At 42.4% G+C, this 16,592-nt stretch carries 15 protein-coding genes; 9 read left to right on the forward strand and 6 right to left on the reverse strand.

The window, feature by feature from the left end:
• Positions 1–72: 72 nt before the first annotated feature.
• From rpsB to rplM, 3 genes are read right to left on the reverse strand one after another with little or no spacing between them, the layout of a single operon-like run.
• Entirely contained in the window at positions 73–882 is an 810-nt protein-coding gene (gene rpsB / locus FM107_RS04485; protein WP_086947326.1) for a 30S ribosomal protein S2, read from the reverse strand.
• An 18-nt stretch (positions 883–900) separates the two neighbouring features.
• Positions 901–1,287 carry a 30S ribosomal protein S9 gene (gene rpsI, locus FM107_RS04490; protein WP_086947327.1) on the reverse strand — a complete coding sequence of 129 codons (387 nt, stop codon included), beginning with the start codon at positions 1,285–1,287 and terminating at the stop codon, positions 901–903.
• An 11-nt stretch (positions 1,288–1,298) separates the two neighbouring features.
• Positions 1,299–1,742, reverse strand: a complete 444-nt coding sequence (gene rplM, locus FM107_RS04495) for a 50S ribosomal protein L13 (protein ID WP_086947328.1) — start codon at positions 1,740–1,742, stop codon at positions 1,299–1,301.
• A 278-nt stretch (positions 1,743–2,020) separates the two neighbouring features.
• On the opposite strand from rplM, the gene FM107_RS04500 reads away from it, so the two are divergent.
• The 5 genes from FM107_RS04500 to FM107_RS04520 all read left to right on the forward strand — a co-directional run bounded on the left by FM107_RS04500 (position 2,021) and on the right by FM107_RS04520 (position 7,808).
• On the forward strand, positions 2,021–3,730 hold the full coding sequence (locus tag FM107_RS04500) for a tetratricopeptide repeat protein (RefSeq protein WP_086947329.1): 1,710 nt from the start codon (positions 2,021–2,023) through the stop codon (positions 3,728–3,730).
• Complete coding sequence (locus tag FM107_RS04505; RefSeq protein WP_086947330.1) at positions 3,720–4,496, forward strand: DUF4292 domain-containing protein; 777 nt, start codon at positions 3,720–3,722, stop codon at positions 4,494–4,496. Before FM107_RS04500 ends, FM107_RS04505 begins: the two co-directional genes overlap by 11 nt.
• A gap of 100 nt (positions 4,497–4,596) precedes the next feature.
• Positions 4,597–5,868, forward strand: a complete 1,272-nt coding sequence (locus FM107_RS04510) for a murein hydrolase activator EnvC (protein WP_086947331.1) — start codon at positions 4,597–4,599, stop codon at positions 5,866–5,868.
• 76 nt (positions 5,869–5,944) lie between these two features.
• Positions 5,945–6,148 carry a twin-arginine translocase TatA/TatE family subunit gene (locus tag FM107_RS04515; RefSeq protein WP_086947332.1) on the forward strand — a complete coding sequence of 68 codons (204 nt, stop codon included), beginning with the start codon at positions 5,945–5,947 and terminating at the stop codon, positions 6,146–6,148.
• Between the two features lie 178 nt (positions 6,149–6,326).
• The gene (locus FM107_RS04520; RefSeq protein WP_086947333.1) at positions 6,327–7,808 is read left to right on the forward strand and encodes a LysM peptidoglycan-binding domain-containing protein; all 1,482 of its coding nucleotides are present in this window, start codon (positions 6,327–6,329) and stop codon (positions 7,806–7,808) included.
• A 19-nt stretch (positions 7,809–7,827) separates the two neighbouring features.
• Here FM107_RS04520 and FM107_RS04525 read toward each other — a convergent pair whose 3' ends face one another.
• Positions 7,828–8,343, reverse strand: coding sequence for a phosphoribosyltransferase family protein (locus FM107_RS04525; protein WP_086947334.1), 516 nt, complete (start codon positions 8,341–8,343; stop codon positions 7,828–7,830).
• Positions 8,344–8,458: 115 nt separating this feature from the next.
• On the reverse strand, positions 8,459–9,034 hold the full coding sequence (locus tag FM107_RS04530) for a C40 family peptidase (RefSeq protein WP_086947335.1): 576 nt from the start codon (positions 9,032–9,034) through the stop codon (positions 8,459–8,461).
• Positions 9,035–9,497: 463 nt separating this feature from the next.
• Here FM107_RS04530 and thrA point away from each other — a divergent pair, with 463 nt between their 5' ends.
• The 4 genes from thrA (at position 9,498) to FM107_RS04550 (ending at position 15,740) form a co-directional block, all read left to right on the forward strand.
• Positions 9,498–11,945, forward strand: coding sequence for a bifunctional aspartate kinase/homoserine dehydrogenase I (gene thrA / locus FM107_RS04535; RefSeq protein WP_086947336.1), 2,448 nt, complete (start codon positions 9,498–9,500; stop codon positions 11,943–11,945).
• A gap of 11 nt (positions 11,946–11,956) precedes the next feature.
• Positions 11,957–12,943 carry a homoserine kinase gene (locus FM107_RS04540; protein WP_086947337.1) on the forward strand — a complete coding sequence of 329 codons (987 nt, stop codon included), beginning with the start codon at positions 11,957–11,959 and terminating at the stop codon, positions 12,941–12,943.
• A gap of 40 nt (positions 12,944–12,983) precedes the next feature.
• Entirely contained in the window at positions 12,984–14,291 is a 1,308-nt protein-coding gene (thrC, locus tag FM107_RS04545; RefSeq protein ID WP_086947338.1) for a threonine synthase, read from the forward strand.
• Between the two features lie 264 nt (positions 14,292–14,555).
• Positions 14,556–15,740 carry a class I SAM-dependent rRNA methyltransferase gene (locus FM107_RS04550; RefSeq protein WP_086947339.1) on the forward strand — a complete coding sequence of 395 codons (1,185 nt, stop codon included), beginning with the start codon at positions 14,556–14,558 and terminating at the stop codon, positions 15,738–15,740.
• A 92-nt stretch (positions 15,741–15,832) separates the two neighbouring features.
• Here the strand turns inward: FM107_RS04550 and FM107_RS04555 are convergent, their stop codons facing one another.
• A complete protein-coding gene (locus FM107_RS04555; protein WP_086947340.1) occupies positions 15,833–16,585 on the reverse strand; it encodes an SGNH/GDSL hydrolase family protein in 753 nt (250 codons plus the stop codon).
• Positions 16,586–16,592: the final 7 nt, after the last annotated feature.

Below are 16,592 nucleotides of genomic sequence, written 5' to 3' on the forward strand. Positions count from 1 at the left end.
AAGGCATCGGTAGACCCATGAAGATAAACTTCAAAAAGACTAACACTTGCTTATCCGGTTTAATATAGAATATTATTCTCCGTCTTTCGCTTTGCGGGGACGTTTTCCAGCGTTAGCTTCAGGAGCTGCTTCAGCAGTGTCCACTGCTACTTTAGCAGCTACAGCTTCTTTTTCAGCTTCTTCTTCTTTATCGCGTTTACGTTCTTCCAAGCCTTCTTGAATTGCTTTTCCAATAATCGCAGCGATTAAGCTAATAGATTTTGTAGCGTCATCGTTAGCTGGGATTGGGAAGTCAATGTTTGTAGGGTTAGAGTTTGTATCTACCATTGCAAAAGTAGGGATGCTCAATTTCTGTGCTTCAGCTACAGCGATGTGTTCTTTCTTCACATCGATGATAAATAAAGCAGCTGGTAAGCGGTTTAAGTCAGCGATACCTCCTAAAAGGCTTTCTAACTTGATACGCTCGCGTTGAATCATCAATTTCTCTTTCTTCGATAATACATCGTACGTGCCGTCTTTCTGCATTTTGTCGATGTTCGACATTTTTTTGATTGACTTGCGTACGGTAGCGAAGTTTGTAAGCATACCACCTAACCATCTTTCGGTTACGAAAGGCATGTTTACGTCTTGTGCTTGTTGAGCAATGATTTCTTTTGCTTGTTTTTTCGTTGCTACGAATAATACTTTACGACCTGATTTTACGATTTGTTTGATAGCTGCAGCAGCTTCTTCTAGTTTCGTAAGTGTTTTATTTAAGTCGATGATGTGGATACCGTTACGTTCCATGAAAATGTACTTAGACATTTTCGGATCCCATTTACGTGTAAGGTGACCAAAGTGCACACCTGCATCCAATAATTCTTGATAAGTTGTTCTTGCCATTTTTTGATCCTCCTTTGATTAACGCTTGCTGAATTGGAATTTTCTACGTGCTTTGCGGCGTCCTGGTTTCTTACGCTCAACCATACGGTCATCGCGAGTCACTAGCCCTTTTGCACGTAAAGCTGGTTTTATTTCTGGGTCTAGTTCGACTAACGCTTTAGCAATTGCTAAACGTACTGCTTCAGCCTGTCCTTTGACACCACCACCTTGAACGTTAACTTTCACATCAAAATTTCCAGCAGCACCCGCTACTTCAGTCGACTGAGTAACGATGTATTGCAATGGCAATGTTGGGAAATATACTTTATAATCTTTACCGTTTACGATAATGTTCCCGCTACCAGCAGTTAAGTAAATGCGGGCAACAGCGGTTTTTCTTCTACCCGAAGTATTAGTTGTTGACATGTTTGCTCTCCTTAAAATTTAACTGATTTTGGATTTTGTGCTTCATGTTTATGCTCTGTTCCTGCATATACATAGAGATTCTTGAATAATTGACGTCCTAAACGATTTTTAGGAAGCATACCACGTACAGCTTTCTCAACGATGCGTTCTGGGTGTTTAGCCAATAATTCTTTTGGAGAAACAAAACGCTGACCACCTGGGTAGCCCGTGTAGCGAACGTAGACTTTATCGCCTAACTTGTTTCCTGTCAATTTAATTTTGTCTGCGTTGATAACAATTACGTTATCTCCACAGTCTACGTGTGGGGTGAATGTAGGCTTGTGCTTACCACGAATTACTTTCGCAATTTTACTTGCCAAGCGCCCCAAAATCTCTCCTTCAGCGTCAACAACAATCCACTCTTTGTTGACGGTGTTCTTGTTGGCAGAGACAGTTTTGTAACTTAACGTATTCACTTGCTTTTATTTAATTAATTAATAAATCTTTTATCCTCTTGTAATCAATACAATTAGGATTGCAAAGGTACGGTAATATATTGTAATAAAAAAAGTATTTCATATTTATTCGGTCGCTTTGCGCGTAACGAGTTTACGGCAAAAATGGAATTTTAACATGTTTTAAGAGTATTTACCTAAAGTTTTGCTTTTTTTTGTCATCTTTAGGGGATGGCCGGTTGGCCGCAACCGATTAATCGGTTGATGTTTTTCGATTTTTAGAAAAGGAATAGATATAAATGTATAAAAAGTTAATTTGGATAGGAGTATGCGTGTTAGCAAGTCTGGGGGCATTGTCGCCTAGTTATGCGCAGCAGGTCGAAGTGGGGGATAAGCCGTATAAGCAAGACTTAGTCGAAGTGGAAAGCTTTCTTCGTGTGGGTAATTTGGAGGGAGCTATTCAAAAGCTCGATAGTGTGATTGCGAAATATCCAGAAGCTGCGGAAGTTTATTATGCCAAAGCGCTTCTGTTTGGGCAGGCGCGGAATTTAGAGGTGGCTATCCCGCTAGCGCAGCAGGCATTTGAATTAGAGCCTTCGAATTTAATGTTTGCTAACTACTTGGTGGAGCTCTATAAGGGCAAGGGTGATTTTGGTACCGCAATAACGATATTGGATAAGGTTATTGCTTCAAATCCCGAAAACGAGCCTATCTATCGCGAGAAGGTAATGCTCCAGCATGCCAATAAGCAATCCGAGGAAGCGTTGGCAACATACGATGCCACTACCAAGCGATTTGGCAAATCCGACACGCTGGACGTTATCAAAGCGGAGATATTAGTGGATTTGGATCGCAAAGTTGAGGCCAAAGAGCTATTGATACCTTGGACGAAACAAAAATCAACTGTTCGGCAGGTGTATAGTACATTAGGTTATATTTATTTGGCTGATAAAGATTCTAAAGAAGCCGTTCAGGTTCTTACTGACGGCATAACAAACAGCCAGGAAAATCTTTTATATCTAGATATCGCAAATGCTTATGCTGCTGCTGGCAAGGATGCGCAGGCGTTTCAGGCCATAAAGAAAGCATTCGAGGCCGATGACGTAAATTACATGGATAAGCACCGGGTGATGTATAGCGTCTTATCGGGAGGCTCCAACTTGGGTTTGGAACAGATGCAAGAGCTGGCAAATATTTTGGTACTCAAACACCCTCGGGTCGCTGACAGTCATGTCGCAAAAGGAGATGTGTTGTGGCGACGCGGCAATATGCAAGAGGCGCGGTCCTTATTCTTAACGGCGGTAGGAATCAATAAAAATCATGTAGATGCATGGCGCATGTTGATGAATGTGGAGCTAGGGTTAAACGAAGCAGAGCAAGCAATCGCGCATGGTTTCGAAGCGCTCGAGGTGAACCCGAACAACCCGATGCTGCTTTATTTTACAGGATTATCCTATTTAGTTAAGGACGATACGGATAATGCGCGTAAAATGATGGAGTCGGCACTAGATAACAGTGGGAAGGAAAATCAATATTTACAATCCTTAATATACGCCGGGCTGGGGGATCTTTATCATAAACTTGAAATGGCTGATGTCTCGGATGTCGCTTACGAAGAAGCGATAAAGCTCGATAGTACAAATGCCACGGCAATGAATAATTATGCCTATTACCTCTCCGAGCGAAACGAAAAATTAGATCTCGCAGAAAAGCTTTCCATGCAGTCCAATACGATCGATCCTGCCTCCAGTACGTTTCAAGATACCTATGCTTGGATACTTTTTAAGCAACAGAAGTATCCCGAGGCGATCAAGTGGATGGAGAAGGCGATCCAGAGTGGTGAGCCCAATGCAGTTTTGTATGAGCACTACGGGGATATTCTTTCAAAATTGGGCCGCTCTAAAGACGCGCTCAAACAGTGGGGTAAAGCCTTAGCGATGAGCGAGGGAAGCGGTATTAATATTGAAAAATTGAAAACAAAAATAGCAACAAAAGCGTATGTGGAATAAATTTCTGTGGTTACTCGTGGTTGTCATTTTGTTTGCCGGATGTAAAACGCGGCAGAAAGTAGCGAAAGTAGAGAAATCCGATTCGAGTGTCATCTCGGCAGGCGCGGAAAGCATTCGAAGCTTTGAAATGAATAACCTCGATTTTCATACTTTCTCCGGCCGGGCGAAGACTAAAATTCAAATGAATAAGCGAGAGCGCGATGTGACCCTAAACATTCGGATAGACCGCGACAAGGCTATATGGATTTCTGTCACCGCTATTTTAGGCGTGGAGGTTGCGCGAGTGCTCATTACACCCGATAGCGTGAAAATTATAAATCGCTTACAAGGCGAGTATCTAAAGAAGCCTTTTAGCTACGTTTATAACTATGTGAACCCCGGGGTTACCTTTACTACTTTGCAAGACCTTCTGCTCGCTAATGTGTCGTCTCAACTTTTGCGTGCGAGCAATGTGCAGGTTGCGAGTGCTCAAGACGAATTTATTGTGGTGGGTATTAAAGATCAACTATCCTTTCAATACCGCATAAATACAGACAATAGGCCATTTAATTTTATACTTGAAGAAGTGGGGGGGATGTCTAATTTAGAGGCATACTACGCTAACTATATCAGTACCGAGGGTTATAATTTTCCGCAGAATATGGCGTTAGATATAGCGGGGGAGAACATGTCAATTGGTGCGAAATTAAATTTTGATCGGGTGCGCTTCAATGCGCCAGTAGAAATGCCTTTTACCGTTTCAGAACGCTATAAGGTTATAAATTAAGCCCATTTAATATAAAAAGTATAAAATAATTGGCTGTATAACATGTATGTTCTACTTTTGTAAGCTAAATTTAACCGATTATATAGAGAGAAAACGGTTCATGGATGTAAAAAAAATATTAGTTAGCTTCTTTATTGTTTGTAGTTTGGGTGTTGTGTTAGTTTCAGCGCAGAGTAGCGCCGAGCTTAAGAAACAGCGCGAGAAGATTGATATCGAAATAGCGCAATTAACAAAAGTATTAAGGGCAAAAACAGCCGAAAAAATGCTCTCGCAGCAGCAAGTCAATGCACTGAGTCGGCAGCTGAATTTACGGGAAGATAAGATTAAGACCATCAGTACCGAGTTACGTATCATCAATAAAAATATCCAAACAAACGTAAAGGCTGTAGACAACTTAAAAGCCGAACTTGAGAAGATGCGCGACGATTACGAGAAGATGATTCTCTTTGCGTTCCGAAATAAAAATGGATATAATAAGTTGATGTTTGTATTTGCATCCAGAGATTTTAATCAAGCATTTAAACGTGTTAAGTACCTTCAACAATTTAGTGATGCGCGTCAAATAAAGGTCGCGGAAATTGAAGTCACTCGTAAGGAGATCGAATTGAAAATTGCGCAACTCGAGCGTGACCGGCAAATGCAGAATAAACTTTTAAAAGAGCAGGAAGACGAAAAAGCAACAATTGCGAAAGATAGAGCTACACATTCTAAAGAACTGAGTCAACTTCGTAAAGAAGAATCGAGCTATCAAGGCCAATTGACCAAGAAACAACAGGAGAAGCGCAGGATTGACGCCATGATCCAACAGGCTATTCGTCGTGAGATTGCGGCAGAGCGTAAACGTGCCGAGGAAGCTCGTAAAAAGGCGGCCGAGGAGGAAGCTAAACGTACCGGGAAGACTGTTTCGGAAGTTGAAAAAGTGACGCCGCGTAAATCGGACAGCGAGATCTTGCGGTCGACTCCAGCCGCGGCGAAATTATCTGCGGATTTTAAATCGAACCGCGGACGACTGCCTTGGCCAGTTGCACAGGGACAAATCGTGCGTAACTTTGGGTTTGAGAAGGTCGAACGCAACGTACAGCTCGATCATCCAGATGTCGCCATTCGTACGGCAACAAATGGTGCTGTCAAGGCCGTTTTTGATGGTGTAGCGGTGCAGGTGTTTGGTAGCTTTATTGTCATCAACCACGGGGAATACTATACGTCCTATTCAAACTTGAAGAGTGTGTCGGTGAGTAAGGGGCAGAAAATATCCAGAGGGCAGCAAATCGGGACGGCTGATGCCGATCCTGATGCCGGATACTCGGTCGTGAATTTTGGGGTTTATCAAGGACAAACAGCAATGAATCCAAATTCGTGGCTAGCAAAATAGTTACAGGGATTTCTTAAATTTAATTATATATTTGTAAAACGTTGAGAATGAAAGCAACGTTAAGATTTTAAAAACTATGTACACATCGGGATTATTATTTATCGGGACACAGGAGATTATTATCATAGTGGTTTTGGTTTTGTTACTATTCGGAGGTAAAAAGATTCCAGAATTAATGCGTGGCTTAGGTCGTGGAGTTAAGGAATTTAAGGACGGTCAGCGTGAGGATGGTTCGAAGAAGGAAGAAGAGTCGAACAAGAATACAACGCAAAATCCATAATAATATATATTTCTGAAAACGTACTAGAGAGTTTTATGTGAGTCACACATAAAACTCTCTAGTTTTTTATGACGTTTTTGGTACAATGAATACTAATGGTGTGTTTTTTACGTTCTACTGTTATTGGAATACATAAGTATGATACCTAAAACGTGTATTTTTCATAAAATCGAAACCTATGATAAAACGATATTTATGGGCATTTACTTTTTGTGCCTGTAGTATTTTTACTCCTGTTCGTGCGCAAGATATGGACGCTTCTGTATTAACGAGCGACGAGCTAAATTTTCGTGATATCGCTTCCATTCAACGAAATGCCATCTTTTCGGGAATCGATACGCTTAAAAAATTATCTTTTACAGCCCCTTTGCGTACATCGCAGGACTCTGTTATTTATAGCAGACTCCGTAAAATCCAACGGAGCGTACCCCTAGCATTTAACGAGCAAATAAAGTCCTATATTGAGACTTATAGTTCACGGAATTATAATCCCTATTTAGCAAAGCTCGATGGGCTCTCGCAATATTATTTCCCCATTTATGAGCAAATATTTAGAGAGGCCGGTGTACCAGAGGAAATGAAGTACTTATCGGTGATTGAATCGTCCCTTAATCCGCATTTGGTTTCGCGTGCTGGTGCCGTGGGATTGTGGCAGTTTATGTATGCTACGGCCAAAGAGTACGATTTGACGATGAATAATGCGATCGATGAGCGGAAAGATCCATACGCCGCAGGTGTTGCTGCTAGTCGTTATTTCAAAGAGTCCTATGCGGAATTTGGGGATTGGTTACTTGTTCTAGCTTCGTATAATTGTGGAAAGGGAGGAGTGCGTCGTGCGATAAAGCGTTCAGGACTACATAACCCTGATTTTTGGCAGCTATCGCCCTATTTACCAAAGGAAACGCGTAATTATATTCCAAAGTTTATTGCGATGAACTACGTTTTGAAGCATGCTAGCGAATATAATATTGAAGCGATACCTTCGAACTTTGCGTGGATACCTAAACCAGTGATGGTGGAACATAACGTCGATCTTAATGATGTTGCACGTGCGGTAAATCTACCAATAAAAACACTAAAGGAATTTAATCCGGCAATAAAAAAGGAGACTGTTGTTGCTTCTGCCACCAACCCAATTCGGGTGATTGTGCCTAAAACTGCTCAATTGAACGATAGTTTACTTTACGTCGCTCTGAATCATCAGTTTGACACCGAACCATCACAGCAGTTATTAGCAAGCGCGCGTGTTGTGCCTCAAGATCAACCGGGCGGACGTGTGAACATCGTGCATGTAGCTAAAAGAGGTGAGTCGTTAAGTACATTAGCTGCAGCGTTTCAAGTGACAGTTCAAGATTTGAGAGCTTGGAATGATTTATCGAACGATGCGCGTATCGAAGGACGGGAGTTGATCGTAAACAAAACGGCGGATAAGGCATTCAGTACGCGTATTGCTGCCGCTACGAATATTAAAAAGGTACCTGCGAAAAGCAACAAAACTAAGCTTTCTTATCTCACACATACAGTGCGTAGAGGGGAAACACTCTCTCATATTGCCAGCAGTTATAAAGGGAGCACTGTTACGACAATAAAATCGGATAATCGATTGAAGAATTCCAAACTACGGATTGGACAAAAATTGAAAATACGTAAAATAAGTTAGCTAGCTTGGCAAGCGCACATTAGGCAAGCCAAGTAGCATCTTCTTTATTGTCGTATTCCTGTAATTCCACTTCGACTTTTTCTTTCAAAATCGTCGAGAGTTTCATGCCGTAATAATCGCTGAATATGGGGAAATCATGGTGTGATCGGTCAACCAATACCGCTGTGCGCATCTTCTTTAGCGGTACATCAAGAAATAACCCTAGGGCGTATGCAAGCGTGCGCCCGCTGTTTAATACATCGTCAATAAGAATGATCACTTTGTTTTTAGCGATTTCTATCGGTTGATCTGTGCTTGCCTCTAGGCTTCTTTTGTTTTTTGCGATCACCACTTTCAATAACTCGAAATCTTTATCTGGCGCAATCCGGCAAAGGATCTTATGCAATCGTTGTGCAAAGACATAGCCGCGCTCAGCGATTCCCGCTAGGACTAACGTATTTTCCTCGAAATTGTCCTCTAAAATCTGGTAAGCAATTCGGATCGATTTCTGTTCGATCTGTTTTTTATTTAAAATAAGTGTTCTTTTTGTAGACATATTATTTTCTTGATTGCTGTTGGGTAAAAATAATAATTCTTTGTGAACTAATTGGGGTTAAAACAAGAAAGGTCTGAAACTAACAATTTCAGACCTTTTTAGAATATTTTAACGATTAGTTTAAGTTCTCGCCGTCATCTTCTGTGTCGATATTTGCCGTCATTGTTTTTGACTCTTCCGGCCGGCCACCTTTGTAATAGTAACGTCTCCAGTAAGCTTCAGTAAGGTTGCTTACCATCACACCTCGACTGGATGATGCATGTGCGAACTTGTCATCTCCCAGGTAGATCCCAACATGAGTAATCTGTCTGCTGCGAATCTTAAAAAAAACAAGATCTCCGGGTTGAAGATCATTTTTTCTGATAGGCGTTACGTTGGCATATTGATTGCGACTGTTGTAACCGATGGTGGTGTTGAAAACATTTTCATAAACGGCTAATGAAAATTTTGAACAATCAATACCGCGCTTTGTATCGCCGCCCAGTCGGTAAGGTGTTCCAAGCCATTCATACACAAATTGGTAAAGCTTTGTGTTCGCCATCGCTGTTGAAGCAACACCCATAATTTGAGAGAAGTATTCTTTTGCGAGGTTGTCGGGGTCGGAGTCTGTTGATTTTTTACTTGTTTGTGCCTGCGACACTAGACATAAGCCTATTAGGAGCATTCCTGCTACTAGTTTCTTTGTATTCATTATGTTCGCTTAATTTACAACGTTTTACCAAGTTGCCGTTTATGTATCACATAGACTGAAGCAAATCTAATACATAATGTCCCATATTCCAAACAAATACAGGCGTTTTAAAGGATAAATTAACAGATTTTAACACTTTTTTTCGTTCTTTGACAGCAATTGACTAAAATAAGAGGTGTAGATGGTATGCTACAAACGCAAAATATATTTTTATTAAATTTTCAAAGAAAACGAAAAATTATTTGACGAATTCAAATTTTATGTCTTATCTTTAAATCGATTTTAAAAATAACATGAATATACACACGATTATTACAACAATTATTATTACCACCGGCATGTATCATCGGAGGAAGTAATTCTATTGTATTAAAAAGTGTACAAGTTATATAGAACCTTCCTCCACCGGGAAGGTTTTTTTTGTTTTCACGCACACTATTTTAGAACTATATAAAAACAGAAAATGAAAGTATTAAAGTTTGGGGGCACCTCGGTTGGTACCGTTGAAAGCATAAGTGCTATGCTGGATATCGTCAAGAAAGCTTACGAACAAGATGAGAAGCCGCTTGTCATTCTATCGGCAATGGCGGGTGTAACTAATCTATTAACGAAAATGGCGGAGAATGCCGCCGCACGCGTCTCGTTTGAAGAGGATTTAGCCGTCTTAGAAGAACGCCACTTCCATGTCGTAAAGAAACTCATCGCGATAAAGTTTCAGAACCCTGTATTTACGAAAATTAAACTGATGCTTAATGATCTAGAAGATATTTTGCAGGGAATTAGTGCGCTCAAAGAGCTTAGTCCGCAAAGTAAAGATCTAGTTGTTTCTTTCGGTGAACGGCTATCTAATTATATGGTATCCAAAATTATGGAACAGTATGTTCCGCAAACCGAGTATATAAATGCTTCACATTATGTGAAAACGGATTCGAGTTTTGGACATGCCCACGTGAATGAAGAACTTACCCAGCAGCTGATACAGTCCCTGATTCATACCCACGCGCAGAAGTTAATTTTTGTTACCGGTTTTATCGGATCCAACGAACATGGGCGCGTTACGACCTTGGGTCGAGGTGGTTCAGACTATACCGCTGCGATATTCGGATCGGTTTTGAATGCATCGGCGATTGAGATTTGGACCGATGTTAACGGTATGCTGACGGCCGATCCCCGGATCGTTAAAAAGGCGTTTTCCCTTCCCCTGTTATCCTATACTGAAGCTATGGAGCTCTCTTACTTTGGAGCGAAGGTTATTTATCCGCCAACGATGATTCCGGCGTTCTTGAAAAAAATACCTATTGTCATCCGTAATACCTTTGAACCGGATTTCTCGGGAACTATTATCCAGTTCGAATCGGGGAGGTCCGAATTTCCTATTAAAGGCATTTCTTCAATATCGGATATCTCCGTGGTTAACCTTTCGGGTAGCGGGATGATTGGTAAGTCTGGGTTCAGTGGTCGACTTTTTACACTTTTAGCACGTGAGCAAATTAATGTGGTGTTAATCACGCAATCGTCATCCGAGCATAGCATTACTTTTGCGGTTCATCCGGATGATGCGACCAAAGCGGTTAAGCTTATCGGTATCGAGTTTGAGCTCGAGCTGGAAGCTAATAAGTTGACCCTGCCGACTGTCGAAAATGACCTCTCGGTGCTGGCAATTGTGGGGGAAAACATGAAACGTACGCCTGGAATGTCGGGCCGCTTGTTTGCCGCCCTGAGTAGGAACGGTATTAATGTGCGCGCCATTGCACAAGGGTCCTCGGAGCTGAATATTTCGGTTATCATCAGAAAGGAAAACCTTGCCAAGGCGCTAAATGCAGTGCATGATGCATTCTTTGCTGCATTGAAAACCACGTTGCACGTATTTGCTCTTGGTACAGGGAACATTGGTTCGACCATGTTTCGCCAGATTCATGAGCAGCATGAATTTTTATTAGAGAATAATGACGTGGAGATCAAAGTAACGGGAATCTCCAATTCGCGCAAAATGCATTTCGATACCGATGGCGTGGATTTGTCAACATGGGAACAGGTACTCGATAGCTCCACCGAGATTGCTGACCTCTCGGCCTTTATTGAGCGAATGAAAACAATGAATCTGCCAAACTGCGTGTTTGTTGACAATACAGCGAGTAAGTTGCCATCGACTTATTATGTGGATATTTTTAAATCTAATATCTCGATTGTAACGTGTAATAAGATTGCAAACTCAGGTTCCTTTGAACAGTATCGTATACTGCGCGATACCGCTCGTAAGTACGGCGTAGATTTCTTTTACGAAACGAATGTGGGTGCGGGATTACCTATTGTTCGAGTATTGAAAGATTTGATGCTCAGTGGGGATCGAATCGTAAAAATAGAGGCCATCCTTTCCGGCACGATCTCTTATATCTTCAACAACTTCGTGGGGGACGCTTCATTTTATGATGTCGTTAAACAAGCACAGGGCTTGGGTTATACGGAACCAGATCCACGCGATGACCTAGGGGGGGTAGACTTTATGCGTAAGATGCTTATCCTTGCTCGTGACGCAGGTTACGTAATCGAGCCTGCGGATGTCGATTTGGGCGCAATTCTTCCTCAAGCGTGTTTGGAGGCGAGTTCTGTCGATGACTTCTACGCCGAATTATTAAAAGCAGATCATTATTTTAAAGACTTGAAATCGCAGGCAAAGTCCGAAGGTAAAGTTATACGTTATATTGGTAAACTTGAAGAGGGTAAAGTATCTATTGCGCTCGAGATGGTAGATGAAAACCATCCTTTCTATGCGCTATCGGGATCGGACAATATAATTTCCTTTACAACCGAGCGGTATAAAGAAAGACCACTTGTGGTTAAGGGTCCAGGTGCCGGTGCAGAAGTTACGGCCGCAGGCGTGTTTGCAGACCTAGTAAATGTTGGTGCGTAAAAATAGAAATCATGAATACATTAGAAAAAAAGATACATAAAATAGATTTCAATCAAATACTTACTAAAGTGCGCGTTTTCGCTCCAGCGACTGTCGCCAATATGATATGCGGTTTTGATATACTTGGCTTTGCTGTCGAATACCCTGGTGATGAGGTGCATATGTACCGCGTTGAGCAGCCCGGCGTGAGGATTAAATCCATCGAAGGGGATGATGGGCGGCTTCCGCTCGATGCAGACAAGAATACCGTGAGCGCGTGCGTGAAGAACTTGCTTGTCTACTTAGGCATCGAGAAAGAATTGGGAATCGAAATTTCACTGATAAAGCATATGCCTATCGGGAGCGGACTGGGGTCAAGTTCAGCCAGTACAGTTGCTGGTCTTTTTGCCATCAATACGCTATTGGGTAATCCACTGACCAAAGAAGAATTAATGCCGTTTTGCGTCGAAGGTGAACGCATCGCATGTGGTCACGGACATGCCGACAACGTGGCGCCAGCATTGATGGGCGGAATTACGCTCATTCGGGGGTATAGCCCCTTGGATGTTATTAATTTACCGGTACCTGAAGAACTATATGCAGGCATCGTATTTCCACAAGTGGATGTTCCCACGCGCGAAGCACGTCAGCTCATTAAAGAAAAGGTGCTGCTTAAGGATGCAGTTACCCAGTGGGGAAATATAGCGGGTTTAATAGCCGGGTTATATCGATCAGACTACGAGCTGATCAGCCGGAGCATGCACGATGTGTTAATCGAGCCTACACGGGCCATACTCATTCCAGAGTTTCACACCATGAAACAGATTGCCCTTGAGGCTGGTGCATTGAGTTTTGGTATCTCAGGTTCGGGCCCATCGGTGGTCGCGATAACGCGAGGGAAAGAGGCTGCTGAGCTGGCTACCACACGCATTCAGGAACATCTTAACAATTGCGAAATTGCCAGTCTGAAATTCGTGTCTTCGGTGAATGTTCAGGGACCGAAAGTATTACCGGATTAAGTCTCAGAAATGGTCTATTTATCACAAATATAATAGAAAAATGAAACTATATAGTACAAATAATCATGATCTGCGCGTATCTTTTGAGGACGCCGTTTTTAACTCACTGCCCACGGATAAAGGCCTATATATGCCTGAAAATATACCGCAATTAGATCCGTCTTTTTTACGAAATATTCAGCAGTATTCACTTCAAGAGATCGCATTCCATATTGCAAATGCTTTTATCGGCGAAGATATCCCTGAGGCGGATTTGAAGGCTATCATAACGGATGCAATTAATTTTGATGCGCCCGTGCGATTTCTAGATAGTAAAACTGCCGTGCTGGAACTCTTTCATGGTCCATCTTATGCATTCAAAGATTTCGGTGCTCGATTTATGAGCCGCATCATGGGGTACTTCTCCAAGCAGGACGATCAATTGCTTGATGTATTAGTGGCAACCTCGGGCGACACGGGTGGAGCAGTCGCGCTTGGCTTTTTAGGTGTTTCAGGGACCAGAGTAACGATTTTATACCCTAAAGGTAAAGTATCCAAGGTTCAAGAAGAACAGCTGACAACCAATGGAATGAATATTCGCGCAATTGAGGTTGAAGGCACCTTCGACGACTGTCAAAAGCTCGTGAAAACGGCATTTAATGACCAGAACCTTAAAGGTCATTTACGTTTGACTTCCGCCAATTCTATTAATATAGCGCGTTTGATTCCGCAAACATTTTACTATTTCTGGGCCTATGCGCAGTTAAAATCGCAGGGTGCGAGTGATATTGTTTTCACCGTACCTAGTGGAAATTTTGGTAATATTGGGGCGGGACTGTTAGCCTATAAGATGGGGCTGCCTGTGAAGCATTTTGTCGCCGGAACCAATGTAAACGATACGGTTCCTCGTTTTTTGGAAAATGGGCGATATGAACCAATGCCTTCGCAACAGACTTTAGCCAATGCGATGGATGTCGGTGATCCGAGTAACTGGGTCCGAATACAAGCAATGTTTGAGAATGATCTGGATCAACTGCGGCAGGTTATTTCTTCTTACACCTATACCGATGCACAGACAAAAACGGCGATGGATATGTTATTCACAACGTATGGCTACATCGCTTGTCCGCACACAGCGATTGCTTATCTAGCCTCTGAAGCATTTCGGGCGGAACATCCAGGCGATTATGCTTCCGTATTTTTATCGACAGCGCATCCATGTAAATTTCCTGACGCGATATCGAGTGACGTGTTTGAGCAAATTCAATTACCAAAAGGAGCCGGCGAGCTAGAGGGCAAACCTAAGTTGGTAACAGAAATGGAAGTGGATTACGAAATCTTTAAGGCCTATTTACTGGCCAATAATTAGCGGTATACGTTTTTTGAATCGACAAGAGTGGGCGCTATAGCGCCCACTCTTGTCGTATAGAGTAATCCGCAGGCATTTGTCGTATAGCTATAAAATTGAATGAATGTCCTTGTTTATGCACCTTGGATCAGTGAAAACTGATTGCTATTTCTCCTAACGATCGTATTGATGAAATTCGTGGTCGTGGCAGCGCTGTTAACTTTTTTTTTCATTAGTTGACCGATTGTAGTGGTAGCTTCGTTCTTATGGTTTATTTTTGTAGCGATGATTAATATAATCCTTAATAAGGGAAAAGATAAGGCTGCATGGCAGCTGCACCCGTGGGTGTTTTCAGGTGCAATAGACGAAATAGAGTCAAAACCCCAGAACGGTGAAGTCCTAAAAGTTTTTAATAGTGATCGTGAATTTATCGCCTACGGCGTGTATAACGAGTATTCTCGAATTGCTGTCCGACTATTGGAGTGGCATCCAGAGCGTGTGGTCGATGAGCAGTGGTGGAGGGATCGGATACAGCGTGCAATTGCATTGCGTTCTCATTTGCTGCATCAAGAAAACAATACGGTTAGATTGATATTCGCCGAGGCAGATTTTCTCCCGGGGTTAATCGTGGATAAATATGCCGAATATCTTTCTATTCAGGTACACTCCTCGGGGATAGAAAAGGTTAAAGATATTATCATCGATGAGCTTGTTAATCAGCTTGAACCAAAGGGGATTTATGAGCGTAGCGATTTACGATCGCGGGAGAACGAAGGGATGCCGGATGAAAATGGACTTTTGTATGGCCAATTTCCTCCCGCGTTCGTTGATATTGTTGAAAATGGCATCGTGTATCAAGTCAATATCATCGAAGGACAGAAATCGGGATTTTATTGTGATCAGCGCGAAAACAGGATGCTCACGGCAAGTTATGCCAAAGGGAAACGCGTCCTTGACTGTTTTTGCTATTCAGGCGGATTTACTCTGAATGCTTTTAAAGCCGGTGCCCAGAGTGTGGTATCGGTAGATAGTTCTGCTTTAGCGATCGACACACTGGTAAAAAATGTGACTCGTAACGGATTTGATCCGGATCATCATTCCGCTATACAATCGGATGTGAATAAGTTTTTGCGCGAGCTTGGTGAACAGGGCGAAAGGTTTGATCTAATCGTTCTGGATCCCCCGAAATATGCGCCGTCCCGGTCTTCACTTAACAGGGCTTCTAGGGCGTACAAGGATTTAAATAGGCGAGGATTGATGTTGCTAGAGAGTGGAGGCCTGTTGGCCACTTTTTCTTGTTCGAGTGCCATGGACATTGATACTTTCAAACAGGTTGTTGCCTGGGCAGCATTAGACGCTGGTAAGGAAATTCAATATATCAGGCAATTTAATCAGCCCGAAGATCATCCGGTAAGAGCATCGTTCTCCGAGGGAGAATATCTTAAGGGATTACTTGTTCGCGTGGTTTAAGCAGTAAAAAACAGACATACACCTTGGAGCTTTTCGAGGAGCAGTCTGTTTTTTTATGCGTGTTCGTTTCCTAACAGCGTTTGATTGATTTTTTATTTTATAAGATCGAGCCAAGCTTGAGCCATAAGGTTTGATCCCGCTAATGTAGTATGTACCCCATCGGTTGTCCAGTAGTCTCCTGATCCGCGGGACGCTGCTTTGTCAAATACCGTTTGATAAGGTAGGAATGTTACGTTATACTCCTTCGCAATTTCTTTTGCCGCTTTTTGATAGCCCGTGAAATCTGGATACCATGCATCGGTGACGCTTTTTACGCCGTTCACACCAAAGGGCTCACAGATAATTAGCTGTACCTCTGGAAGGGCAGAGAGGGTTTTATCGAGAAGCTCTTTATATTGTTGCTTGTACTGTTGCGGAGTGTTTTTTGCCCCGCTGTCCATGGTCCTCCAGAAGTCGTTGACGCCAATATGGACACTAAGTATCGTTGGTTTTAGCTGTATGGCGTCTACATCCCAACGTTTAATTAGGTCCGGTACGCGGTTACCACTAATCCCGCGATTATACACTTGAATATTTTTATCGGCAAATTTATTTAATAAGCTGCTTGCAGCGATCAGGGCATACCCGTTTCCAAATGCAGACGTATTGTTTGGACCTAGCTCTTCACGATTACGGCCTGTATCGGTAATTGAATCCCCTTGAAAGAGAATGATATCATTTTCCTTTACTGTAATTTTTCCTGCCGCCTTTGCGCCCGAATCGGTCGCGAAAACGGGGTTTGAAGCGATTGCAGTTGCACCGAGCGCAAGCATGCTTTTGGCTATAAATTTTCTTCTTGTTTCCATCTATTAA

Origin of the sequence: Sphingobacterium sp. JB170 (genome assembly GCF_900163865.1) — a bacterium.
In the GTDB taxonomy this organism is placed as follows: Bacteria; Bacteroidota; Bacteroidia; order Sphingobacteriales; family Sphingobacteriaceae; genus Sphingobacterium.